Origin of the sequence: Streptosporangium sp. NPDC087985 (assembly GCF_044741965.1) — a bacterium.
In the GTDB taxonomy this organism is placed as follows: domain Bacteria; phylum Actinomycetota; class Actinomycetes; order Streptosporangiales; family Streptosporangiaceae; genus Streptosporangium.
Genome location: NZ_JBIUTQ010000002.1, coordinates 140,291 through 162,741 on the forward strand (window position 1 = coordinate 140,291; position 22,451 = coordinate 162,741).

The 22,451-nt window shown below is 69.8% G+C and carries 23 protein-coding genes and 1 tRNA gene; 10 read left to right on the plus strand and 14 right to left on the minus strand.

Annotated elements, in window-relative coordinates; genetic code table 11:
• Window positions 1–29: 29 nt before the first annotated feature.
• On the minus strand, window positions 30–2,246 hold the full coding sequence (locus ACIN94_RS05835) for a xanthine dehydrogenase family protein molybdopterin-binding subunit (RefSeq protein ID WP_400700216.1): 2,217 nt from the start codon (window positions 2,244–2,246) through the stop codon (window positions 30–32).
• Between the two features lie 95 nt (window positions 2,247–2,341).
• On the opposite strand from ACIN94_RS05835, the gene ACIN94_RS05840 reads away from it, so the two are divergent.
• Entirely contained in the window at window positions 2,342–3,847 is a 1,506-nt protein-coding gene (locus tag ACIN94_RS05840; RefSeq protein ID WP_400700218.1) for a PucR family transcriptional regulator, read from the plus strand.
• Here ACIN94_RS05840 and ACIN94_RS05845 read toward each other — a convergent pair.
• Window positions 3,834–4,301 (minus strand): winged helix-turn-helix domain-containing protein, encoded by a 468-nt coding sequence (locus ACIN94_RS05845; protein ID WP_400700220.1) that lies wholly within the window; start codon window positions 4,299–4,301, stop codon window positions 3,834–3,836. The genes ACIN94_RS05840 and ACIN94_RS05845 overlap by 14 nt on opposite strands.
• 1,273 nt (window positions 4,302–5,574) lie before the next feature.
• On the opposite strand from ACIN94_RS05845, the gene ACIN94_RS05850 reads away from it, so the two are divergent.
• Genes ACIN94_RS05850 through ACIN94_RS05865 form a run of 4 tightly spaced genes read left to right on the plus strand, consistent with a single transcriptional unit; the run spans window position 5,575 to window position 9,952 of the window.
• On the plus strand, window positions 5,575–6,855 hold the full coding sequence (locus ACIN94_RS05850) for a helix-turn-helix domain-containing protein (protein WP_400701644.1): 1,281 nt from the start codon (window positions 5,575–5,577) through the stop codon (window positions 6,853–6,855).
• A gap of 53 nt (window positions 6,856–6,908) precedes the next feature.
• Window positions 6,909–7,505, plus strand: coding sequence for a copper resistance protein CopC (locus ACIN94_RS05855; RefSeq protein WP_400700222.1), 597 nt, complete (start codon window positions 6,909–6,911; stop codon window positions 7,503–7,505).
• Window positions 7,502–9,535, plus strand: a complete 2,034-nt coding sequence (locus tag ACIN94_RS05860) for a cytochrome c oxidase assembly protein (protein ID WP_400700224.1) — start codon at window positions 7,502–7,504, stop codon at window positions 9,533–9,535. The genes ACIN94_RS05855 and ACIN94_RS05860 overlap by 4 nt, the downstream gene beginning before the upstream one ends.
• A 12-nt stretch (window positions 9,536–9,547) precedes the next feature.
• Window positions 9,548–9,952, plus strand: coding sequence for a sensor histidine kinase (locus ACIN94_RS05865; RefSeq protein ID WP_400700226.1), 405 nt, complete (start codon window positions 9,548–9,550; stop codon window positions 9,950–9,952).
• On the opposite strand, the gene map is transcribed toward ACIN94_RS05865, so the two are convergent.
• Window positions 9,949–10,797, minus strand: a complete 849-nt coding sequence (gene map, locus ACIN94_RS05870; RefSeq protein WP_400700228.1) for a type I methionyl aminopeptidase — start codon at window positions 10,795–10,797, stop codon at window positions 9,949–9,951. The two genes, ACIN94_RS05865 and map, sit on opposite strands and share 4 nt — an antisense overlap.
• 45 nt (window positions 10,798–10,842) lie before the next feature.
• Between map and ACIN94_RS05875 the strand changes: the two genes are divergently transcribed.
• Complete coding sequence (locus ACIN94_RS05875; protein ID WP_400700230.1) at window positions 10,843–11,025, plus strand: hypothetical protein; 183 nt, start codon at window positions 10,843–10,845, stop codon at window positions 11,023–11,025.
• Between the two features lie 4 nt (window positions 11,026–11,029).
• On the opposite strand, the gene ACIN94_RS05880 is transcribed toward ACIN94_RS05875, so the two are convergent.
• Window positions 11,030–11,608, minus strand: a complete 579-nt coding sequence (locus ACIN94_RS05880; protein ID WP_400700232.1) for a hypothetical protein — start codon at window positions 11,606–11,608, stop codon at window positions 11,030–11,032.
• Between the two features lie 123 nt (window positions 11,609–11,731).
• Between ACIN94_RS05880 and npdG the strand changes: the two genes are divergently transcribed.
• A complete protein-coding gene (gene npdG, locus ACIN94_RS05885) occupies window positions 11,732–12,397 on the plus strand; it encodes an NADPH-dependent F420 reductase (RefSeq protein ID WP_400700234.1) in 666 nt (221 codons plus the stop codon).
• A gap of 89 nt (window positions 12,398–12,486) precedes the next feature.
• On the plus strand, window positions 12,487–13,080 hold the full coding sequence (locus tag ACIN94_RS05890) for a hypothetical protein (protein WP_400700236.1): 594 nt from the start codon (window positions 12,487–12,489) through the stop codon (window positions 13,078–13,080).
• 64 nt (window positions 13,081–13,144) lie between these two features.
• On the opposite strand, the gene ACIN94_RS05895 is transcribed toward ACIN94_RS05890, so the two are convergent.
• From ACIN94_RS05895 to ACIN94_RS05940, 10 genes are all read right to left on the minus strand, one after another.
• Window positions 13,145–13,705 (minus strand): hypothetical protein, encoded by a 561-nt coding sequence (locus ACIN94_RS05895; RefSeq protein WP_400700238.1) that lies wholly within the window; start codon window positions 13,703–13,705, stop codon window positions 13,145–13,147.
• 207 nt (window positions 13,706–13,912) lie between these two features.
• Entirely contained in the window at window positions 13,913–14,290 is a 378-nt protein-coding gene (locus tag ACIN94_RS05900) for a hypothetical protein (RefSeq protein ID WP_400700240.1), read from the minus strand.
• Between the two features lie 48 nt (window positions 14,291–14,338).
• Window positions 14,339–14,893 (minus strand): hypothetical protein, encoded by a 555-nt coding sequence (locus ACIN94_RS05905; protein ID WP_400700242.1) that lies wholly within the window; start codon window positions 14,891–14,893, stop codon window positions 14,339–14,341.
• Window positions 14,890–15,456 (minus strand): MauE/DoxX family redox-associated membrane protein, encoded by a 567-nt coding sequence (locus ACIN94_RS05910; RefSeq protein WP_400700244.1) that lies wholly within the window; start codon window positions 15,454–15,456, stop codon window positions 14,890–14,892. Before ACIN94_RS05910 ends, ACIN94_RS05905 begins: the two co-directional genes overlap by 4 nt.
• A gap of 99 nt (window positions 15,457–15,555) precedes the next feature.
• The gene (gene selB, locus ACIN94_RS05915) at window positions 15,556–17,388 is read right to left on the minus strand and encodes a selenocysteine-specific translation elongation factor (protein WP_400700246.1); all 1,833 of its coding nucleotides are present in this window, start codon (window positions 17,386–17,388) and stop codon (window positions 15,556–15,558) included.
• 25 nt (window positions 17,389–17,413) lie between these two features.
• Window positions 17,414–17,507: transfer RNA gene (locus ACIN94_RS05920), tRNA-Sec, on the minus strand.
• A gap of 86 nt (window positions 17,508–17,593) precedes the next feature.
• Complete coding sequence (locus ACIN94_RS05925) at window positions 17,594–18,199, minus strand: DNA-binding response regulator (RefSeq protein WP_400700248.1); 606 nt, start codon at window positions 18,197–18,199, stop codon at window positions 17,594–17,596.
• A 34-nt stretch (window positions 18,200–18,233) separates the two neighbouring features.
• The gene (locus ACIN94_RS05930) at window positions 18,234–19,334 is read right to left on the minus strand and encodes a sensor histidine kinase (protein WP_400700250.1); all 1,101 of its coding nucleotides are present in this window, start codon (window positions 19,332–19,334) and stop codon (window positions 18,234–18,236) included.
• 10 nt (window positions 19,335–19,344) lie between these two features.
• On the minus strand, window positions 19,345–20,115 hold the full coding sequence (locus tag ACIN94_RS05935; protein WP_400701647.1) for an ABC transporter permease: 771 nt from the start codon (window positions 20,113–20,115) through the stop codon (window positions 19,345–19,347).
• A 2-nt stretch (window positions 20,116–20,117) separates the two neighbouring features.
• The gene (locus tag ACIN94_RS05940) at window positions 20,118–21,035 is read right to left on the minus strand and encodes an ABC transporter ATP-binding protein (RefSeq protein WP_400700252.1); all 918 of its coding nucleotides are present in this window, start codon (window positions 21,033–21,035) and stop codon (window positions 20,118–20,120) included.
• Between the two features lie 181 nt (window positions 21,036–21,216).
• Between ACIN94_RS05940 and ACIN94_RS05945 the strand changes: the two genes are divergently transcribed.
• Together ACIN94_RS05945 and ACIN94_RS05950 are read left to right on the plus strand one after the other, a co-directional pair.
• The gene (locus tag ACIN94_RS05945; RefSeq protein WP_400700254.1) at window positions 21,217–21,381 is read left to right on the plus strand and encodes a hypothetical protein; all 165 of its coding nucleotides are present in this window, start codon (window positions 21,217–21,219) and stop codon (window positions 21,379–21,381) included.
• Window positions 21,382–21,436: 55 nt separating this feature from the next.
• On the plus strand, window positions 21,437–22,444 hold the full coding sequence (locus ACIN94_RS05950) for a DUF2278 family protein (RefSeq protein WP_400700256.1): 1,008 nt from the start codon (window positions 21,437–21,439) through the stop codon (window positions 22,442–22,444).
• Window positions 22,445–22,451: the final 7 nt, after the last annotated feature.

Here is a 22,451-nt window from a genome sequence, read left to right on the forward strand (position 1 = left end):
CCCCCTCGTGCGAGGGGGATGAGCGGTTCCTACCCGTTCAACGCGATGTCATGGGGACGGATGGGCACGCGGGACAGGGGCAGGCCGGTGGCGGCCCGTACGGCGGCGGCCACGGCCGGGGTGGACGACAGCGTGGGAGGTTCGCCCGCGCCGCGCAGGCCGTAGGGGGCGTGCGGATCGGGGTTCTCCAGGATCGACACCCGCATGGGTGGCATGTCGAGGATGGTGGGGATCAGGTAGTCGGTGAAGGAGGGGTTGAGCACCCGCCCGTCCGTGACCTGGATCTCCTCCATCAGCGCCAGCCCCAGTCCCTGCGCGGAGCCACCGTGGATCTGCCCCTCCAGCGCCTGCCGGTTCATGATCTTCCCCACGTCCTGTACGGCCGCCAGCTCCACCACCTTGACCAGGCCGAGCTCGGTGTCCACGTCGACCACGGCGCGGTGCACGCACAGTGCGAGCTGGGTGTGGGAGTCGCCCTGGCCGGTGACCGGGTCCAGCGGGAAGGTCGGCCGGTGCCGGTACTCCCGGGTCTCCTCGACCGCGCCGGCCCGCTCCAGTGCCTCCACCAGCGACGCCCCGCCGGCGCGCAGCTCCGCCAGCCGCTCCCGTACGGCCTCGCAGGCGGCTCTGACCGCGCCGCCGGTGACGTAGGACTGGCGGGAGGCGGACGAGGACCCGGCCGAGCCCACGGCCGTGTCGGCCTGGGCGACCGTGACCCTGTCGATGCCCAGCTCGGTGCGGGCGATCTGCTCCTGGAGCGTCACCAGGCCCTGGCCGACCTCCGCCGCCGCGGTGTGCACGAGGACGTGCGGCTCGCCGCCGAGCAGCTCGACCCTGACCCGGGCGGTGGAGTAGTCGTCGAAGCCCTCGGAGAAGCAGATGTTCTTGATGCCCACGCCGTAGCCGACGCCCCGCCGCACCCCCTCGCCGTGGGTGGTCTGCGACACGCCGCCGGGCATGTCCAGCAGGCCCCCGTCACCGGTCTCGGGCAGCGGCATGGCCGCCAGTTCGCGGAGCATGTCGGCCAGCGGCGCGGGGGTGTCGATCACCTGCCCGGTGGCCAGCGTGGAGCCCTGGGAGACCGCGTTGCGGATACGGACCTCGACCGGGGAGATACCGCACGCCTCGGCCAGCCGGTCCATCTGCGACTCGTAGGCGTAGCAGGCCTGCACGGCGCCGAAGCCGCGCATGGCGCCGCAGGGCGGGTTGTTGGTGTAGACGCCGTAGGCGTCGATCCGGACGTTGTCCACCTCGTACGGGCCCACTCCGAGCGAGGCGGCGTTGCCCACCACGGCGGGGGAGGAGGAGCAGTAGGCGCCGCCGTCGAGCAGGATCTCCGCTTTCACGTAGACCAGCCTGCCGTCGGAGGTCGCGCCGTGCTCGTAGCGCATCCGGGCCGGATGCCGGTGCACGTGACCGAAGAACGACTCCTCGCGGCCGTAGACGATCTTCACGGGGCGGCCCGTGCGCAGCGCCAGCATGCACGCGTGCACCTGCATGGACAGGTCCTCGCGGGCGCCGAACGCGCCGCCCACCCCGGCCAGCGACAGCCGTACCCGCTCCGGCTCCAGCCCGAGGCAGGGCGCGATCTGGTCACGGTCCACGTGCAGCCACTGGGTGGCGACGTACAGGTCCACCCCGCCGTCCTCGGCCGGTACAGCCAGGCCGGACTCCGGGCCGAGGAAGGCCTGGTCCTGCATGCCCACCTCGTACTCCCCGGTGACCACCACGGGGGCCTCGAAGTGGGAGCCGACCCGGACCGGCTGGTGACGCAGCACGTTGCCGTGCTCGTGGACCGTCGGGCAGGAGGGGTCGAAGGCGGCCCGGCGCGGATCGGTGACCGCCTCGCGCACCTCGTACTCCACGACGATCGCCGCGGCCGCCCGCCTGGCCCGCTCGGGATGGTCGGCGGCCACCAGCGCCACCGGCTCCCCCTGGTAGCGGACCTGGTCGACGGCCAGCACCGGCTGGTCCCTGTGCTCCAGGCCGTAGAACTTCTCGCCCGGCACGTCCTCGTGGGTGAGCACCGCCAGCACGCCCGGCATGGCCAGCGCGGGACCGACGTCGATGGAGCGGATCCAGGCGGACGGGTGCGGGCTGCGCAGCGTCACCCCCCAGATCATGCCCGCGAGGTACAGGTCGGAGGAGTAGGCGAACTCGCCCGTCACCTTCAGCGTCCCGTCGGGGCGCGGCACACTCTCGCCGACGCCCCGGCTCCGGCTCTGCCGCGTCTCTGTGCCGCTCATCACAGCAGTACATCAGCCCAGGTCAGAGGTGAACATAGTGGGCGCGACGAAACCTGGGACGGGGCTGTTGACGGCTCTTGTAGTTTTATCCAATCATGCGGATACGTGACCTGGTCGGGATAGCGGAGCTCGGGCTCACCCTGCTTGCCGGTGAGGAGCATCTGGACCGTGACTTCACCGGCGTGCAGGTCACCGACCTGCCCGATCCCGGGCGTTACCTGTCGGGCGGGGAGCTGGTCCTGTCCGGGCTCATGTGGCGCAACGGGCCCGAGGACTCCGAACGGTTCGTCGGACGCCTGGTCGAGGCGGGGGTGGCCGCGCTGGGCGCCGGCAGCGCCTGGTTCGGCGCGGTGCCCGAGGATCTGGTCCGGGCCTGCCGTGCGCGTGGCCTGCCGCTGCTGACGGTACCCGTCGAGGTCTCCTTCCGGACGGTCGCGGAGATGGTCACCCCCCGGCACACCGAGCTGCGCGACGCCCTCGGCCGCCACCGCAGGATCGTCGCGGCGGTCGCCGAGGGTGCCGGCCTGCCGGAGCTGTTCGCGCTGATGGACACCGAGCTCGCGATGGCGGGCGCGGTCATCTCGGCCACCGGCACGGTGATCGCCGGAACCCTCGACCGGGCCGACGCCGTACGGCTGGCGCACGAGTATCTGACCGCGCCCCGGCTGCCGCACGCGGTCCGCGATCCGTCGGGGAGTTTCACGATCTTCGGCGTGGGCCGCGAGCACCGCGCCGCGGGCTGGGCACTGGTCTGCGGCGGCGACCTGCTGGGCGAGGCCGACCTCGGTTTCGAGCTGGCGGCCTGCGTCGCCCTGGAGCGGACCAGGATGGAGGAGGGCAGGCGGGTCGAGCGCCGTCTCGCCGAGCAGCTGATCGCGCTGGCCCGCTCGGCCGGCAGCGATCCGGCCGAGCTCAACGCCGGGCTGCGGACCTGCGGGATCGGCCCGGCCGAGCCGTACTCGGTGGTGAACGTGACCGTCGCCCGGCCCGGGACGGCCGGGAGGCCGGACCCGGCGACGCTCGGCGGTCAGGTTCTGGAGGAGCTGCTGCGCCCCCGGGTGGTGGCCGCGGCGGGGGAGGACGGGGCGGTGGCACTGGTGCCGCTGTCCGGTACGGCGGGCGAGCTGGCCGAGACGTTGCGGGCCGACGCGCGGGCGCTCACGGCCGGGCTGCCCGGCCTCCGGGTGTCGATCGGGGTGAGCGCCGCGCTGACCGGCCCGTCGGCGATCCGGGGTGGCGCGGAGGAGGCGGGTCATGCCCGGCGGCTGGCCGAGGCGCGGGGCGGGGCGGTCGTGACCAGCGATGAGATCTACACGCACGCGCTGCTGCTGGCCACCGTCCCCGACGACGTGCGGCGGTCGTTCGCGGCGAGGATGCTCGACCCGCTGTTCGACTACGACCGGCGCCACCAGTCGGATCTGGTGCGGACGCTCGATACGTTCCTCGACTGCGTGGGTTCGTGGAACACCTGCGCCGAGCGGCTGCACGTGCATGTCAACACGGTCCGCTACCGCATCCGCCGGGTGGAGGAGCTCACCGGGCGGGACCTGTCCACGATGACCGACCGGGTCGACCTGTTCCTGGCCCTCAGGGGATCATGACCCCGCCCCGAGCCGCGCTTCCCCTGGCGTCCAGGAGAGCCTCGCCACGCCACAGGTCCAGAGCCTGTTCGAAGTGGTGGTGGGCGGTGCCCAGGTCGCCGTCCCAGGATGCGCGCCTGCCCCGCCGGACACGGTCCCGGAAGGTCAGCAGGTCAAGGTCTTCCGGATCAGGGGCAATGAGATATCCGTCCGCTTGCGTCTCCATGGGGGCCGAGCGCCGATCATCAGGGCAGAGCAGCTTGCGTAATGTGTGAACGTATGTCTTGAGGTTCCGCTCCGCCGACGGCGGGGGGTTGTCATTCCACAGCGCCTCCATCAGCTGGTGGTTGGAGACGGGGGTGTTGGCCCTGAGGAGAAGCGTCGCCAGAAGCTGGCGATGTTTAAGGCGCGGGATGGAGACGGTCGTGCCGCCGGTGTCGCGGACCTCCACCTTGCCGAGCATCAGAAAGGTCACGTGATGAGTTCCAACGTCAGTTCACCCAAACCGTCTCAAGTGCCTCCGACCAGGCTGCTCAGGTTAATGATATTTGGATTCCGGCTCAAGTGATGAGAGCCGGCTCTCCAGTAACCTGTAATGAATCGGCAGTGTATTTCTGCTCCTCCGCATTCGAGGCCCATAGTGGAGACACTGCTGAATGGGCTGGCCCTCCAGAGCGGGAAGCGGCGAGTCAGAGGGTCATCTGATGTGACCCCTCGCGTCTGGCCCGGAACAGGCGAAGGTATGGCCGCGATCATAGAGACAGCGGCGGCGACCTCAGTTGATACGGGTGTGACTGCCATGGCGGAAGGGGTGCCGATGGTGAGGTTGCAGAAGACGGGCCGTGTGTGCGACGGGCCGTCGCCGGGTGCTGGGGTGACACCTTCGTCAAAGGTGAGGCGCCTGGTGTCATGTGTTGCATGCTGGATGCTCCATGACATGACCGGGCGTCAATTATTCTTCTTCCGGGTCGGCTGACCCGGTTGACCGGATCTCACTCCGACCGCTTACTTGCATAAGTGTGTTTCGCTCAATTGGACAGGTGTTCTTTAATTGAGTGACACGTTGTGAACCCCGAAATGCCGTCAAATATTCGAATTTTTAAATTCTTGGGCCGATCCGAGTCTTTCTTTGCCGTGGCTGAGCGGTCCGTTCCGCGTTCGGCAAGAATGACTCGGGGAGGGCTATTCTCGAAGTGGACATGATTGACCGCGCGCGGGACGCGAATCTGGACATGTAAACGTTGGCGGCGGGGCCGCCGAGGATCCAGATCTGGCCGGGCCGGGCGCGGCGGTTCGAATATTTGACGGCCTTTCGGAGTTCACAACGTGCCGCACTGCTCTGAGAACGCCTGGAGAAAATTAGTCACGTGCGCGATCCCGATGAGGCGGACGCATACGTGCTGTTGCCGGTCGCCGTTCCCGTCAGTGTGTGGCGCTCGTCCGTGGCCAAGACGCTTGATGCGCTGCTCGGCTACGACCGGCGCCACCACTCCGACGCGGGGCGGGCGTTGGGCGCAGGCCTTCCTTTACCAGGGGTAGTTCCACCCAAGGGAGGAAGAAGATTGGGCGACAGTCTGCGCGGGGGCAGACGAATCGGCGCTGGCGGTCATAGCATTGCCTGTGGCGGCAATAGTGGCCGTAACGAGAACGGCGAGGGCGGACAGGGCAAGGCGTTGGCGCATGGGGAGACTCCTATCGTGGGTTCTGCTGCTCAAGAGTATCTTTCAAGGAGTAACGTGACCGGTCAAGTGTTAGTTGGACAGCGCATCAAGATGGTCCGCCGGCAACGTGGTCTTTCTCAGGCTCAGCTGGCCCATCCAGAATTATCGGACAGTTACGTATCTCTAATCGAGAGTGGCAAACGCACTCCGACACCCGCGGTTCTCGAACTCCTGGCTGAAAAGCTTGACTGCTCCCTCACCTACCTGATCAACGGGGTGACGGCCGAGCAGATGCAGGAGATCGAGCTCGCTCTGAGCTATGCGCGTATGGCGATGGAGAACGGTGAGGTCGCCGAGGCGCGCACTCGCTACATCGAACTGCTCGCCGACGACCGCTTGGCGGGTCTGCCCAAATTCCGTGGCGACGCCGAGTACGGCCTGGCCCTGGCGACCGAGTCCTGTGGTGATCTGGAGGAAGCGATCGCCCTGCTCAACAGGCTGCGCCAGGATGACTCGGCCAACATGTCGCCTGAGCGGCATGTCGCCCTGGCCGTCGCGCTCTCTCGCTGTTACCGCGAGCAGGGTGACCTGGTGCGGGCGGTGCAGGTCGCAGAGATGATCTTGGGGAACGCGGTGCGACCGGCCTGGACCAACGAGCTGATGGCACTGGGCACCCAGCTTCTCGCCGCCTATATCGAACGCGGAGACCTGCTCCGCAGCCGATACTTCGTGGCCGAACTGCTGGCCGCCGCCGAACTGCTCGGCACTCCATACGCCCTCACGCTGGCGCACTGGGGAGCCGCGATCGTCGGAGTGGAGACCGGGCACGGGGATGAGGCGGTCAAGCACGCGGAGCGGGCTGTCGCCATCCAGTCCGAGTTCGGCGAATCCAGCCGTCTGGGACGGCTACGCGGCGACTACGCCCAAGTCCTGCTGGCTGTACGGCCCATGGAAGCCGCCGCGTGGCGGGACATGCTGGTGAGGGTGGAGACCATGCTCTCGGAGAGCTCCGCCAACCCCATGGACAAGATGCGCTGCGCGGTGAACCTCGCGCGAGCCGAGTTGCTGCTCGCCCATCCCCAGCGGGCCGGAGAGCACCTCCAAACCGTCTGCGCCATGCTTGAGGGTATGCCGCAGGCCCTACAGGGCGAGGCCAAGCTCCTGTCTGGTCAGACCTTTGCCGAACTGGGCAGGCAGCAGGATGCCTCGCAGGAACTGCTGGAGGTGGCGGGCTGGCTGGAGGGCGCGCCAGCCACCAGGCAGACCGCTCACTGGTGGCTGACCGCCGCGCAGGTGCTGGAGCGGATCGACGAGCCGGAGCGGAGCGTGGAGGCCTACCAGCGGGCGCTGGCCTGTGTGGGACTGTAGACGGGACGGGGAGGTAAGGACCGCGTGAGGGCGTCGGTAGCCTTGGGAGTGCCATGAAGACTTCCCCAGTCGCGGTCGTTCTCGCGCTTCTCGCCACTCTCGTCCTCGGCACGGCCTTCGCCTCGCCCGCCCTCGCCCACGACTCGCTCAAGAGCAGTGATCCTGCCAAGGGCGCCAAGGTCGAGAGCCTGAAGCAGGTGAAGCTGACGTTCAGCGCCACGGTGCGCTTCCCGAACGTCGTCGTGCACAGCGAGGACAACGTCGCCCACCAGGACGGCAAGCCCGTCGTCGACGGCCCGGTAGTCACCCAGAAGCTCAAGGGTGACCTGCCGCCCGGCAAATACGTCATCGCCTACCGGGTGGTGTCCTCCGACGGTCACCCGATCGAGGGGGAGATCCCCTTCACCCTCGTCGGCACGGCGTCCCCGTCCCCGTCGGTGTCCCCGTCCGAGAGTGATTCCGCGGCCCCGGCGCCCACCGAGAGCCCGGTCACGGCCCCGCTCGCACCCGCACCTGTGACGCAGCCGCAGGCGCAGGACGAGCCGGAGCCCTCCGGCGGCGTGCCCGGCTGGATGTGGCTCATCGTCGGCGGCGTGAGCGGTGTCGGCATCGGCCTGTTCTTCAGCTTGAGGAAAAAGAAGCAGCCGTGAGCAACCAGGAGCAGGTCGCCCAGGCTGAGCGGGCGGGCAACGGCCGGACGGCGAAGCTCGCACTGGCCGGTGCGGGCGCGGCCGTGGCCGCCCTGGTGATCGCCATGATCGCCGGAGGCGCCGCGACCCCGCGCATCATCCCCGGCCTGCCCGACGAGGGCACGATCACCCGCTGGGGAATGCCGCTGTCCAAAATGGCGATGGACGTGGCGGGCGTGCTCACCGTGGGCGTGCTGCTGGCCGCCGCGGCCCTCCTCCCCAGCGACAAGGGCCTGCTCGGCAAGCCCGCCCTGGCCTACGTCAAGGCCGCTTCGTGGCTCGCACTCGCCTGGGCGGGCGCGGCGGCTGCGACGATGGTGTTCAGCCTGTCGGAGATGCTCGGCCTCCCCCTCGTCGACGTGCTCGGCGGCAACGAGCTCACCAGTTTCGCCAGTCAGGTGACCCAGGGCATCGCGCTCACCCTGGTCGTGCTGTTCGGGGTGGCGATCGCGCTGTTCGCCCGGGGGGCGATCACCGTCGGCGCGGCCGGCGGCCTGCTCGTGCTCTCCCTGGCCGCCCTGCTGCCTCCCGCGCTGACCGGGCACTCCTCCTCCTCGCCCAACCATGACCTGGCCATCACCGGCGTCGCCATCCACATGATGGTCCTGGCGCTCTGGGTGGGCGGGCTCGCCGTGCTCTGCGCCCACGCGCTGCGTCGGCAGCCGCATCTGGAGACGGTCGCCACCAGGTTCTCCTCGATGGCGCTGTGGTGCTTCATCGCCGTGGGCCTGTCGGGGCTGTTCAGCATCGTGGCCCGGCTGACCTCGGTCTCCGAACTCTTCACCTCCGCCTACGGGCTGCTGCTGCTGGCCAAGACCGCCGCGTTCGCGGGTCTCGGCGCCATCGGCTGGTGGCACAGGAAGCGGACCCTGCCCCAGCTCGCCGCCGGCGGACCGGGCGCCTTCATCCGGTTCGCCTCCTGCGAGATCCTCGTCATGTTGGCGACCGTCGGACTGGCCGTCGCTCTCTCACGCACCGCTCCGCCCCCCGCGGTCCTCCCCGTCGACCGGGCCTTCGAGGTGCTCGGTTACCCCATGCCGCCGGAGGTCTCACCGGCCAACCTGGTCTCGCTGTGGTGGTTCGACCTGTTCTCCGGCACGCTTATCGTCCTGCTCGGCGGGCTCTACCTGGCCGGAGTCGTACGGCTCGTCCGGCGCGGCGACTCCTGGCCCGCGGGCCGTACCGCCGCGTGGTTCGTCGGCATGCTGATTCTGACCATCGCCACCCAGAGCGGCGTCGCCCGCTACGCCAAGGTGCTCTTCAGCGTGCACATGGCCGAGCACATGACGCTGTCCATGCTGGTGCCGATCTTCCTGGTGCTCGGCGGCCCCGTGACGCTCGCGCTGCGCGCGCTCAAACCCGCCGCCCGCCGGGGGGACCGGGGGCCGCGCGAGTGGCTGACCACGATCCTGCACAGCAGGTTCGTCGGCTTCGTCGCCCATCCGGCGATCGCCACCTCGATCTTCATCGTCTCCACCTACGCGCTGTACTTCACCCCGCTGTTCGCCGCCGCGATGGAGGAACACCTCGGCCACATCGCCATGACGGTGCACTTCCTGCTCAGCGGCTCCCTGTTCTTCTGGGTGATCATCGGTGTGGACCCGGCGCCCCACAAGCTGCCCCACGTGGCCCGGTTGATGGTCCTGTTCGTCACGATGCCCTTCCACGCGTTCTTCGGCATCGCGCTGATGAGCATGGGCACCCTGCTGGCCAGCGAGTGGTACGACCAGCTCGGCCGCACCTGGGGCGTCTCCTCGATCGTCGACCAGCAGGCCGGCGGGGCCATCGCGTGGGGTTTCGGTGAGATTCCGACGCTGCTGGTGCTGATCGCGCTGGCCTTCCAGTGGTGGCAGGACGACAACCGTAAAGCCAGCCGGGCCGACCGCCGTGCCGACGCCGCCGCGGCCCGCACCGGTGGCACCGGCGACGTGCAGCTCGACGCCTACAACGACTATCTGGCCAAGCTCAGCAAACGGGACCGCGCCCAGTAAGAGGAAGTGCGCATGCGTGGGAGGCGGAGCCACGGTCTCGCCCAGACCCTTGAGGAGCATCTCTCCCAGTGGGCCGAGCGCACCGGAACCGTCGTCGAGATCTGGGCGCTGCCCGGCGATGACGTTCCTCCCCGGGTCGCCCGGGCCGTTCTGGCCACGCTGGGTGAGGCACTCGCCAACGTCGAGCGTCACAGCCGCGCCACCACCGTCTCCGTCGCCGTGACGCTGGGGAGCAGCGGCCTGCGCATGACGGTCAGCGACGACGGCGCCGGCCTCTCCGGGCCGGCCGCCGGCCCGGGTGTCACCGCCATGCGGGCCCACTTCGCCGAGCTCGGAGGGACACTCACCGTCAGCGGCGTCGAGGGCGTGGGCACCACCGTCACAGCGGTGGCGCCCAGACGAGGTGGCCGGACCTAGGGGAGCGTCAGAATCTCGTGGCCGGTGTCGGTGACCAGGATGGTGTGCTCGAACTGGGCGGTCCGCCTGCGGTCCTTGGTCACCGCGGTCCAGTGGTCGGGCCAGATGTCGTAGTCGATGGTGCCGAGGGTCAGCATGGGCTCGATGGTGAACGTCATGCCGGGCTCCAGCGTGACGGCCAGCGCCGGATCGTCGTAGTGCGGGACGATCAGGCCGGAGTGGAACGTGGTGCCGATGCCGTGGCCGGTGAAGTCGCGGACCACGCCGTAGCCGAACCGTTTGGCGTAGGCCTCGATGACGCGGCCGACCACGTTGAGCCGGCGGCCGGGGGCGACGGCCTTGATGGCCCGGTTGGTGGCCTCGCGGGTGCGCTCGACCAGCAGGCGTGACTCCTCGTCCACGTTGCCGACCAGGAAGGTGGCGTCGGTGTCGCCATGCACGCCGCCGATGAAGGCGGTGATGTCCACGTTGACGATGTCGCCGTCACGCAGCACCGTGTCGTCCGGGATTCCGTGGCAGATCACCTCGTTGATCGAGGTGCACAGCGACTTGGGGTAGCCCCGGTAGCCGAGCGTGCTGGGGTAGGCCCCGTGGTCACAGAGGAACTCGTGGCCGATCCGGTCGAGCTCGTCGGTGGTGACGCCGGGCGCCACGTGCCTGCCGACCTCCTCGAGCGCCTGACCCGCCAGCTTGCCCGCGACCCGCATCCGCTCGATGATCTCGGGCGTCTTGACGTCGGGCTCACCGGTCTTCGGGGATTTCTTCCCGACATACTCCGGCCGCTCGATGCCGGCGGGGACCTTGCGGAGGGGCGAGATCCGCCCGGGCTGGAGCAGTGTCGTCATGGTCCCCCAGTCTAGTTGCGGTTCCCAGTGGGCAGTATTGCCATCATGAGTGATCGATGGTGGTTCTGCCTCACGCATATGGCGGTCGAGCCCGACGAGGGCTGCCCCAACAAGGACCGGATGGGGCCCTACGAGACCAGGGAGGCCGCGGCCAACGCGCTGAAGACCGCGGCCGAGCGCAACGAGGCATGGAGGGAAGAGGACAAGGCCTGGGAAGGGGACGACTGACCCGTCAGTCGGTGACGTGGGGGCCGCTGACCCGTTCCAGTAGCCTGGCCAGCCGGTCGCGCAGGCCGGGGCGCCGGTCCGCCTCGCCCGCCGCCATGCTGACCAGATGCTGGGCCCCGTCGAAAGTGATCGGGGCCTGGCCGGGGACCGTCAGCGCGTCGTGGGCCAGCCCCTCCAGCTCGGGGTCGCCGCCGTCCAGGGCCAGGATCGTGGCCCCGGAGCGCCGGGCGTCGCCCACCCGTTCCAGCAGGGACTCGGGTGCCTGCTGTTCGGTCACCACGAACAGCGTCTCGCCCCGGCGGGCCCGTTCGAGCCGCTCCATCCCGACCCGCAGGTGCGCGGGCGCGTCCGCGGCGGGCGCCCAGCGGACCAGCGTCGGGGCGAGCTGGGGCAGCCCGGCCAGTCTGGCCTCGTCGCCGAGGTGCGCGGTCAGGTGCCAGGGCTCGTCCGCGGGGGAGCCCACCATCAGCAGACCCCCCGCGGACCGGGTCGCGCGTAGCGCGAGACCGAGCTCGCGGGTGCGCTCCACCCAGCCGGTGGAGTCCAGAACCTCACGCAGAAGTGCCACTGACCGAGCGTCCATGCGCTCCATGGTGCCCCAGCCACCCTGGATGATCCTGGGAACGCGCGTCCTGGCATGATCTGACCATGCGCTGTGGCCGGGTGAGTCCCGCGCCGATCGGCCGGGAACGACGAGGAGCAACGAGTGAGCACTGACAGTCCGGACGTGAGCGGAGTCTCGATCGGGATCCTGGGCGGCACCGGTGATCAGGGTAAGGGCCTGGCCCGGCGATTCGCCATGGCGGGACACCCCGTGCTCATCGGTTCGCGCAGTGCGGAACGGGCCCGGGAGGCGGCGGAGAGCATCGGGCTGTCGGCGCGCGGCGCCGAGAACGCGACCGTGGCCGCCGAGGCCGACGTGGTGATCGTGGCGGTCCCGTGGGAGGGTCACAGGTCCACCCTGGAGTCCCTGCGGGCCGAGCTGGCCGGCAAGATCGTCATTGACTGCGTCAACCCGCTGGGCTTCGACAGGCAGGGCGCCTACGCGCTGGCCGTCGAGGAGGGCAGCGCCGCCCAGCAGGCCGCCGCGGTCCTCCCGGACAGCCGTGTGGTCGCCGCCTTCCACCACGTCTCGGCTGTCCTGCTGCTGGACCCCGAGATCGCCGAAGTCACCCTGGACGTGCTCGTCCTGGGTGACGACCGCGAGGCCACCGACACGGTCCAGGCGCTCGCGGGCCGGATCGCGGGCGTCCGCGGTGTATACGGCGGCCGCCTGCGCAATGCCCACCAGGTCGAGGCGCTGACCGCCAACCTCATCTCCGTCAACCGCCGCTACAAGGCCCACGCGGGTTTCCGCATCACCGACATCTAGAGCGGGCGATTCCCGAGGGTCGCCATCTCTGCCCGAATAATTCCTGTATGCCTCTCGTTACCCAGGTAACGCTGGTGTAGAAATAAATCATGATCCTTAGGGGTGCGCTCAGGGGCCTGTCCTGGCCGGTGTTGATGGCTGTCGTGCTGCCGCTGGCGGGTTGCGGCTCGGCGGAGGCCGATCCACTCCCTCAGGCGGGGACCGCACAGGGCGTCGGCCTGCCGGGGAGCCTGGGCAATCCGCGGGTGCTCAACTGTCAGAACCGCAACGGTGACGTGCCGGAGGAGAAAACCAGGGTCCTGATCACGGGACCGGATGACCTGGTGGCGGGACCGCTGGTCGTTCCGGGGCTGCTGGCCTGGGGACGTGCCCGCTCCCAGGAGTACGGGGCCAACCACAGGTTCAAGGTCGGAACGGTGGTCAGGAAGGGCGGGACGGTCACCCTCTCCATCCCGGCCGAGTTCCACGACAGCGCCGGATTGCTCTACTCCGAGCCCTCCAGAACCGCACGCACCCCCGCCGAGGCCGATCACGCGGTGACGTTCACCGCCTGCGCCGAACACGACACCGTCTTCGTCGGTGGCTTCTACGTGCTCGAACCCCGGTGCGTCGTGTTGGAGATCCGCCCGCAGGGCCAGGCCGCGATCCGCCGCGAGATCTCCTTTTTCGACGGCGACTGCTGAGCCGGCCCGGAAAAGCCCACCGGGCCGGGCCTGTCAGGCCCGACCCGGAACCAAGCTCGTGGGCTCAGCCCGCGAACAGCGTCGCGACCACTCCGGCGAACACCAGCGTCAGCAGGCCCAGAGCCAGCCGGCGGAACGGCTTCTCCCGGTCCATGAGCCAGTTCATCAGCCAGACCGGCTCCTGCGGGCCCTCCGGATCCCTCTTCGGCGGCACGGCCGTGACCAGCACGATCCCGGGAATCGTGAAGCCGAGCGCGTAGGCGAGGCCGGCCCACCAGGGCACCAGACCGAACAGGGTGACACCGAGCGCCGCCCAGCTCAGGGAGGTCACCCGGAAGGTGGTCATCACCAGGCCGGTGTCCAGTCCCCACGCGAGCGCGCCCCAGGCGGGGCCGAACTGGGCGAAGTGCTGCTGCGGGGTCTGCCGCCGCCACATCGGCGTGCGCAGTCCGAACAGGCCGGAGTCGACGGCCATGCACCAGAGCATGATCAGCGCGGCGGCGACCTTCGCGACCGTGCCGGGCATCCAACCGACCAGGCCGTAGCCGAGCAGGTGGACCAGCCCGTACGTGGCGACCGCCGAGATGGTGAAGCCGAGCGTGAGCATGAGGATCGGCCGGTACATGGCCTTCTCCTCAGGAACTCTCCCCTGAACCAGGGGGCGGAGATATCCGACGAAAGAAAGGCCTCAAAAGCTGAACACCTGCGCGAAGCCCGCACAGGCGATGAGCAGCAGCAGCGCGGTGACCACCCAGACATCAAAAGACAACGCATCCTCCACCCTGAGTGGCCGCCCACGCGCTCGGGCGTCAGGCGGCCACTCGGTTCCCTGTCAGCAGCCGTTGGCGTTGACGGTCCATCCCGCGGAGCAGATGAACGGCCCCGTACTGCAGTTCGAGCCCTTCGTGCACTCTCCGCAGGCGTATCGCCGCTGGAACGGCGCGGAGCCGCTGCAGCAGGTCCAGGTCTTCATGGTGTAGCCCGTCGGGCAGATGTACTGCGCGCTGCTGTTGGTCTTACAGAAGGTGTTCGGCAGGGCGAGGCTGCAGCACGCCCAGTTGGCGGCCTCGGCCGTCTTGCTCGTCGCCGCCAGGCTCGCGACCACGCCGATCGTGGTGACGCCGACCTTGCCCATCCAGCCGAGGAACCTCCGCCGGTCCGCTCTCTGATAACCGGGTTCGTCAAGCCCCGGGGCCGACGCCTTGTTCATGTGCCCCATCTGTTGCCTTTGCCTCTCTGTCCGTGCGCTGGAATCGGATCAGTGCCGTGCGGGCGACTTCTTGGCCAGGGTGTGCTTGTAGGCGATGGGAGCGGCCGCGTACATCTGTCGGACCGTCGGCACAGTGTGGGCCCGTGTTAGCTGTCCCTCGGCGATGTGGAGGGCGACGGGCGTGAGGTCGAGCCCGAGGCTGCCGACGATGCGCTCGCCCTCGTCGAGGATGACCCGCTCGTTGTACAGCTGGAACTCGGCGATGAACTCGTTGCCGTCTCCGGACACCGGGACGACCACGACCCACATCGAGGGGGGCACCGCGCCACCGCGCAGCGCCGAGGCCAGGTTGCGGCACGTCTCGCACTTGTTGGAGACGAACAGCACCACGGCCCGGTCGGACTCGTCGAGGGAGGCGGGCAGACCGAAGTCGCTTGGCCGTTGGCCCTCCAGGGTTCCCAGCTCCACCGGGGTGGGCTTGTCCTCCATGTCGAGGTATCCGCGGATCTGCTTGACCTGTTCGAACAGCTCCACCTGCGCGCCGATCTGGATGAACAGGACCACTGCCATGAGGCAGATCACGATGAGCAGTACCGTCGTCATGTGGCGGGCACCTCCGGGTTGGGTTTGGTCGGTTCCGGGATCACCATGCGGTCCTCACGTAGCGGCCGCCAGACGCGCAGCTCGGCGAAGAGCTTCCAGGCGACTAGGGCGAGCAGGAGCGCGGACAGGCCGGCCAATCCCTGCTCCCCGTTCCAGCCCGGCGCGCCGGCCTCGGCCAGCGCCGCAAGCGCCAGCCAGAGCGGGAGATACAGCACCTGCCGCCAGCCGAGTACGGCACCGCCGTTCCCGAAGCAGCCACATTTGATCTTCTCTTTGATGCCCAGGGCGCGGATCCCGGCTCCGGCGAACGCCGCGGCCAGCAGCGTGATGAGCACCCTCGGCCAGGTGGCCGCCGGCAGGACCGCGAGCCCGGTCACGGCGAGCAGCTCCGCCATGATCACTGCGATCGCCGCGTTCCCGGCCACCGCTGTCAGCCCGAGCCGTCCGATGGTCCGGCCGAGGTCACGGAAAGTGAGGATTTTCGAGAGTGCGGCGACCATGAAGATCGCGATGAGTGCGATCTGTGCCGCACCTCCAAGCACGTCTGCCAGATTATGGTTCACCCGCTACTCCCGTTAGGGTCGGAATGATCGAAAAATATGCCAATATCCGGAATTGATCAATGCTCTGACACGATCAATTTTTACGAGTTGTAAGCACTGTCAGTTGTCTGGCAGACAGACCCGCGACTCGTTGTCGACCCGGCGAGTGAGGCCCCGGGCATCGAGATGCTCCAGGAGTGGTACGACGACGCGGCGGCTGGAGTCCAGGGCCGCACGTGCCTGGCTGACGGTGAACGGCGAGGGTAGTTTCCTCAGCAGGGTCGCCGCCAGAACGGGTGCGTCCGGCAGCAGGACGACGTTTCCGGCGACGGCCAGTAGCGCCCCTGCCCGTACGGCCGCCGCCAGGGACTTGCCCGTCAGTTCGAGTGCGGCGAGACGCCTGGCGGTGGGAGCGTCGAAGGGCCGCTCGGCGAGTTCGGCCCCGAGCGCGGCGACCGCCTTCGCGATCCGGGAAGGAAGCGGCGCCCGATCCCGGTCACCCTGCTGGATCACCCCTGACCTGATCGTCAACGGCGGCGCGACCAGCGCCTCCACCAGCCGGCGCCCAGGCAGGCCGAGCAGGTGGGCGGCGGCCTCCACGGTGATCCCCTGAGCGTGCCGGGACACCTGCTCGGCCAGGTCGCGGCCGAGTGCGGACCAGTGGCCGGGATCGGCGAACCAGTCACCCGCCACGGGCCGTCCAGCGGATGGGTCGCCGGAGCCCGGCCGTCCGGCGGGCGGGTCGCCCGGCACGGGCCACACGGTGGATCCGGTGGGTGGGACATCAGGCCCGGGGTGCACCGCGGGCGGGCACCCCATCGCGGTCAGATCCGTCCGGTTCAGCAGCCCGTGCCAGCGGAGCAGGTCCGCGGCGGTGGGCACGCTCACCCCGGCGAGCGCCGCCGCCCTCGCCGCCGAGGCTCCACGGCGTCGCAACGGCGTCGGCCGTACGTCCAGGACGCGCACGCCGGCGACGATCGCCCGGCGGCCGGGGGCGCGGAGCAACCCCCGCTCTCCCGACCGGAGCGGCAGGGGCCGGGCGAGGGTGAGCCGTGCAGTACCCTCGCCCAGCGGGCGCAGCCGGGCCGGGACGGCGGCCGAGCCCAGATGGAAGACCAAGTCGCCCTTGGGAGTCTCGCCGGGGTCCAGCCGTACGTCGATCACCTCCGTGGTGATCCAGGCACCAGGGGTCAGCAGCGCCGTGCCCCGGGATAGGACGGCGCGGCCGGTCCCTCTGAGATTGACGGCGACGCGAGCGGTGGCCGACACCAGATCGGTCCGCTGGTTGAGAGCCTGCAGACCCCGGATCTGAACCCGTTCGCCACCGGCGACCAGTTCGTCGCCTACGTGCAGCGTGCCGTGGGCGAGGGTGCCGGTGACAACGGTCCCGGCGCCGGTGACGGTGAACACGCGGTCGATCCACAACCGGACCGGGGACTCCCGATCGGGCTCGGGAAGCTCGGCCGCGAGCCGCCCGAGCGAGGCCTCAAGCTCGGGGATCCCCTGCCTGGTCAGCCCGCTGACGGCGATGGCGGCCATCCCGGCCAGGCTCGTCCCCTCAAGGTGGAGGCGGGCCTCCTCGGTCGCGAGCTCCGGGTCGGCGAGGTCGGAGCGGGTGACCACCAGCAGGCCGTGCCGTATCCCGAGGGCGTTCAGCGCGGCCAGATGCTCGGCTGACTGGGGCCGCCAGCCTTCGTCCGCCGCGACCACGAACATGACCGCGGGGGACGGGCCGACCCCCGCGAGCATGTTGGTGACGAACCGCTCATGTCCGGGGACGTCGACGAACGCCAGCCGCTCGCCCGAGCGGAGCGTGGTCCAGGCGAACCCGAGATCGATCGTCATTCCCCGGCGGCGTTCCTCGGCCCAGCGGTCGGGCTCCATTCCGGTGAGCGCCCGCACCAGCGTCGACTTGCCATGATCCACGTGCCCGGCGGTCGCGATCACCCTCATGTGTGCTCCTCGGCCGCGGTGGTCAGCGGAGGCGGACGGGAATCGAACCCGCCGCGCCGAGATACTCGGCGCCTCTGGTTTTGAAGACTAGGAGGGCCACCAGGCACCCAGACGCCTCCAAGAGGAGAATCCTAGCGAAGGATGATCATATAAATGACATCGCGCGCACGCGGTACGGCGACGGATCGAAGATCCGGGACAATTCTTAGATCCAGCCCGCGTCCTCGGCGATCCGGATGGCGTCGATCTTGTTGCGGGCGCCGGTCTTGGTGATGGCGCCGGTGAGGTAGTTGCGCACCGTTCCGGTGGAGAGATGCAGCCGTCCGGCGATCTCCTCCGCCGGGGCGCCGTTCGCGGCCTCCCTGAGCACGGTGGCCTCGCGGGGGGTCAGCGGGCTCGCGCCGTAGGCGATGGCCGTGGCGACCAGTTCGGGATCCAGCACCCGCAGGCCCTGGGCGGTGCGCCGGATCGCGTCCGCCAGGTGGTCGCCGGGGGCGTCCTTGACCAGGAACGCCTGAATGCCCTCGGCCAGCGCCCTGCGCACCTGTCCGGGCCGGCCCATCGCGGTGAGGATCAGGACCCGGCAGCCGGGCAGCCTCTCCCGCAGTTCCGCCGAGGCGGTGATGCCGTCGATCCCGGGCAGGTCGATGTCCAGCACCGCCACATCCGGCAGGGTCCGCAGGGCCTCGGGGACGATCTGGTCACCGCGGACGACCTCGGCGACCACCTCGATGTCGGACTCCAACCTCAGCAGCGCGCCGAGCGCCGCCCTGATCATGTGCATGTCCTCGGCAAGCAGCACCCGGATCACGCGGCCACCCCCATCCTGAGCCGGAGCCCGCCGATCACACCGGCACCTCCATCGCGAGCCGGAACCCGCCGCTCCCAGTCCGCTCCGCGCTGACCGAGCCGCCCAGGCCGCCGACGCGCTCCCTCAGGCCCGCCAGGCCGTTGCCGTCCGCCGAGCCCTTGCGGGCGCGGTCGTTGACCAGCTCCAGCCGTACGGTGCCCGTCCCGGCCGAGGTGCTGATCGAGCAGGTCGTCGCGTGGCTGTGCCGTACCACGTTGGTGGTCCCCTCGCGCACCGCCCAGGCCAGCGCCTCGTCGACCGGCTGGGAGACCCGGAGCTCGGCGAGGTTGGTCTGGCAGCTCACCCCTGATGCCTCCAGCAACGCGACCGCCCGGTGCACCTCCTCCGTCAATGACATCTCCCGATAGCCCCGCGCGACCTGCCGTACGTCCTGGGCGGCGTCCCTGGCCACGTGGACCAGCTCCGACAGCTCCGCCCGCGCGGCCTCCGGCTCGCGCTCGACCAGCCTGCGGGCGAGGTCGCCCTTCAGGGCGATGGCGGTCAGGCTGCTGCCCAGGCCGTCGTGCAGGTCGCGGGAGATCCGCAACCGTTCCCGCAGCACCGCCGCCTCCGCCAGTTCCGTCCTGGCCTGCTCCAGCTCCCTGCTGACGATGACCAGCCGCACCGCCCCGTAGGTCACCCCGCCCGTCACCACGACCGTGATCAGTTGGTACAACCCCGCCGTCAGACTTCCGTACGGCGAGCCGATGCCCAGCCAGAAGGAGACCGCGCCGATCACGACCACGGCCGGGACCGCGGACCTCGGCCGCAGCCTGACGAGCACCGCCCCCGACAGGATCGTCGGCATGGTCGTCGCCCAGTTGTAGCCGATGACGATCCACAGGGACGCCAGGTAGGGGATCGGCGCGTAGGTGGCCACCGTCTGGACGATCAGGAGGGCCGGGACGCCCCGCTGCTCCCCGCCCCGCAACGCCGCCCGGATCAGCAGGTGGTGCGGGATCAGGAAGGCGACCGCGGCGACGGTCAGCACCGTGGCCTCCAGCGGGGACCTGACGATGGTGAGCATGGTGGCGGTGAAACCGATCGAGATGGTGTAGATGATGCCCACGGTCAGGCGCTGGGGGTTTATCCGCATGTCAATGAATTTATGACTTCCGCGTTTCCCAGCGGAACCACCGCATGAGCGCGACGAGCCCGATCGCCGCCCAGACGGCCAGCCGCAGCGCCGGTACGGCCGCCGCACGCAGGTCACCGGCGAGGGTGCCGTCAGCCGCGTAGGCCACCTTGGCGGCCTCGACGATCGAGCCGGTGGGCAGCAGGCCGAGCACCGTGCCGACCCAGCCGGGAAGCACGTCCAGGACCGGGCCGAAGCCGCCGGCGCCGATACCGGCCAGAAGGAAGAACGGCATGGTCATGACGGGCGCGATCTCGGTGCGGGGGACGATCGCGGTCAACGCCGCTCCGAGCAGGCACAGGACGGTGGCGCCCGCGACCACGGCCACCAGGAACAGCAGCGGGTCGCGGGGGACCGGCAGGCTGGTCAGCGCGTACAGCGCCACCGAGATCACGACGGTCAGCAGCGTGCTCTGCAGGACGAGGTTGCCGATCTCCCCGCCGAGGATGGCGCGGTCGCTCAGCCCGGTTGTCCGCAGCCGCTTGAGGACGAGCTGGTCGCGACGGGCGCTGAGCGTGATCGCGATCTGGCTGAACGTCGCGATGAGGAGCACCATCGCGAGCACCCCCAGGTGCTGGTCCAGCACGAACTGCGGGTTACCCGGGCGCAGCCTGTCCATCATGAACGGCAGACCGATACCCAGGCCCAGGAACAGCGCCACGGACGTGGTCAACGTCGTGCGGTCCCGCCAGAACAGGCGGCCGTTGAAGCGGGTGACGACCGCCAGATCGCGTGCCGACATGGTCACGCCACCTCCTTCTCGTACTTCTTGTCCTTCTCGCCGGTGGCGAGGTCCAGGAACAGGTCTTCGAGCGTCGCCGTACGGACCTCCAGGCCGCGCAGGCGCAGGCCGCGCTCGCCCGCCCAGCCCAGCAGGGTCTGCGCGGCGAGATCGGGGTCGGTGACGCGGCAGACCGCGGTGCGGCCCTCCACCGTGGCGACGGGCACCGGCAGCTCCTCCGGGGTGACGGCGGGGGGCAGTTCGAAGGCGACCCGGCCCGTCTGGGCGGCCAGCGTCTCGGCCATGCCACCGCTCGCGACGATCAGCCCCTGATCCAGGATCGCCATGCCGGCGGCCAGCCGCTGGGCCTCCTCCAGGTAGTGCGTGGTGAGCATGATCGTGGTGCCCTGTCCGGCGAGGCCCCGGATGACCTCCCAGGTGCTCCTGCGCGCCTCCGGGTCCATCCCGGTGGTGGGCTCGTCGAGGAACAGCACGTCGGGCCGGCTCAGCACGGCCAGGGCCAGATCCAGGCGGCGTTTCTCCCCGCCGGAGAGCTGCCGGACCTTCGTGGCGGCCTTGGCGTCCAGCCCGGTGAGTTCCAGGGCCTCGGCGCGCGGCCGGGGGGCGGCGACGAAGTCCCGCCAGGCGTCCACGGTCTGCGCCACGGTCAGGTCCGGGAAGAACCCCGCCTCCTGGAGCATGATCCCGGTGCGCGCCCGCACCCTGGCCCGGTCCCTGACCGGATCGAGCCCCAGCACGCGCACCGTGCCCTCATCCGGAGCCTGGAAGCCCGCCAGCGTCTCCATCGTCGTGGTCTTCCCGGCGCCGTTCCTCCCGAGGAGGGCGAAGATCTCCCCCGGGGAGACGTCGAACGAGACGCCCTTGAGGGCCGCGAAGTCTCCGTAGCTCTTTGCGAGCCCCTCCACCTGAATCGCTGTCATGCCTTTGATCCTGGAGATCGGCGGTGTCCGGCGACAGTGAGGAATTCACGACTTCGACCGGATGATCCATCCGCGACGGCGGGAGCGGTCAGCGGCCCTGTCTCACCTTGTCTTCCGCGTGACCCGGCGTTGACCGCTCCGTCCTCCGCCGTCGCGGAGGCGGTGGCTAAACTCGGCTTCCATGCCCGGCGAGCCCGACCAGCCCCGTCTGGAGACCCGCATCGACCGCCTGCCGGGGGCCGCGGAGACGGCCCGCCACGGGATCGGTGAGGGCACGGTCCGGGGCGCGGAGGGCATCGGGTACATCGAGGATCTCCGGCCCGATTCCCCTCAGGTGCTTCCCTGATTTTTCGTGGAATGCGACTGTGTAGTCCGGAAAATCAGTTTCGGAAGGTGGATCAATGCCGCTGAAGAGCTACGGGGTTCTCGCGGGGTGGGCCGTGGACAGCCGGCGCGAGGGCGGCGCCGGCACCCCGCACTACCAGATCCACCTCGTCGACCAGGCGGGGACCTCCTACCGGGTCGCGGTCAACGTCAAGTCCCAGGAGGCCCCGTCCGAGCTGCTCCAGCTCGTCGACGACGACTTCCGGCACCCGGTGACCCAGGGACTTTCCCAGGCCGCCGCAGGCTGGACGGCGCTGCCGTCCCGCCCCGGCGACACGGCCCTCGACTACATCCGGGGCAACCTGTTCAACCCCGCGGCCCTGAGTCCGCTCCCGCCCGACCTGCCGGGAGTGGACAACGACCTGGCCGACAGGCTCGACCACTACGTCCGGCGGGCGATCGCCGATCCCGGCGCGGTCGTCTACGCCTTCGGCGAGCGCTGGGGCCCCGAACCGGCGACTCCCGACAAGGTCTTCGGGTTCCGGCCGGGCAACGGCGTGCACGACATCCACATGAACCAGGGGAACTCCGGGCGTTTCCGCGGTGACGACGGCGTATGGCAGGACGGCGGCCTTCTCCTGCACTTCCCCGCCGAACCACGCTGGGTCGCGATCTTCCTGGCCTTCCAGTCCCAGGCCTGGCACACCGACGACAGCACGGGCCACACCCTGGACGGCGCTCCCGTACGGCAGGGCGCCGGCGAGGAACCCGTCCGCGTCCTGGCCGCGCTGGTCAACCCCGTCGGCCCCGCGCCCGAACACGAGGTCGTCACCCTGCTGAACGCCTCTCCGGCGCCGGTCGACCTCACCGGCTGGCACCTCGCCGACCAGCAGAAGAACACCTTCCCGCTGCCGGCCGGCCCGCTGGCCCCCGGCGCCGTGCTCACGCTCGCCGTCGCGGCCCCGTTCGCGCTCGGCAACGGCGGGGGCGCGATCACGTTGCTCGACGCGGCCGGGCTCAAGGTCCACGGAGTCTCCTACACTTCGGCGCAGGGCCGCAGGGAAGGCTGGACGGTCACCTTCTGAGAGGGGA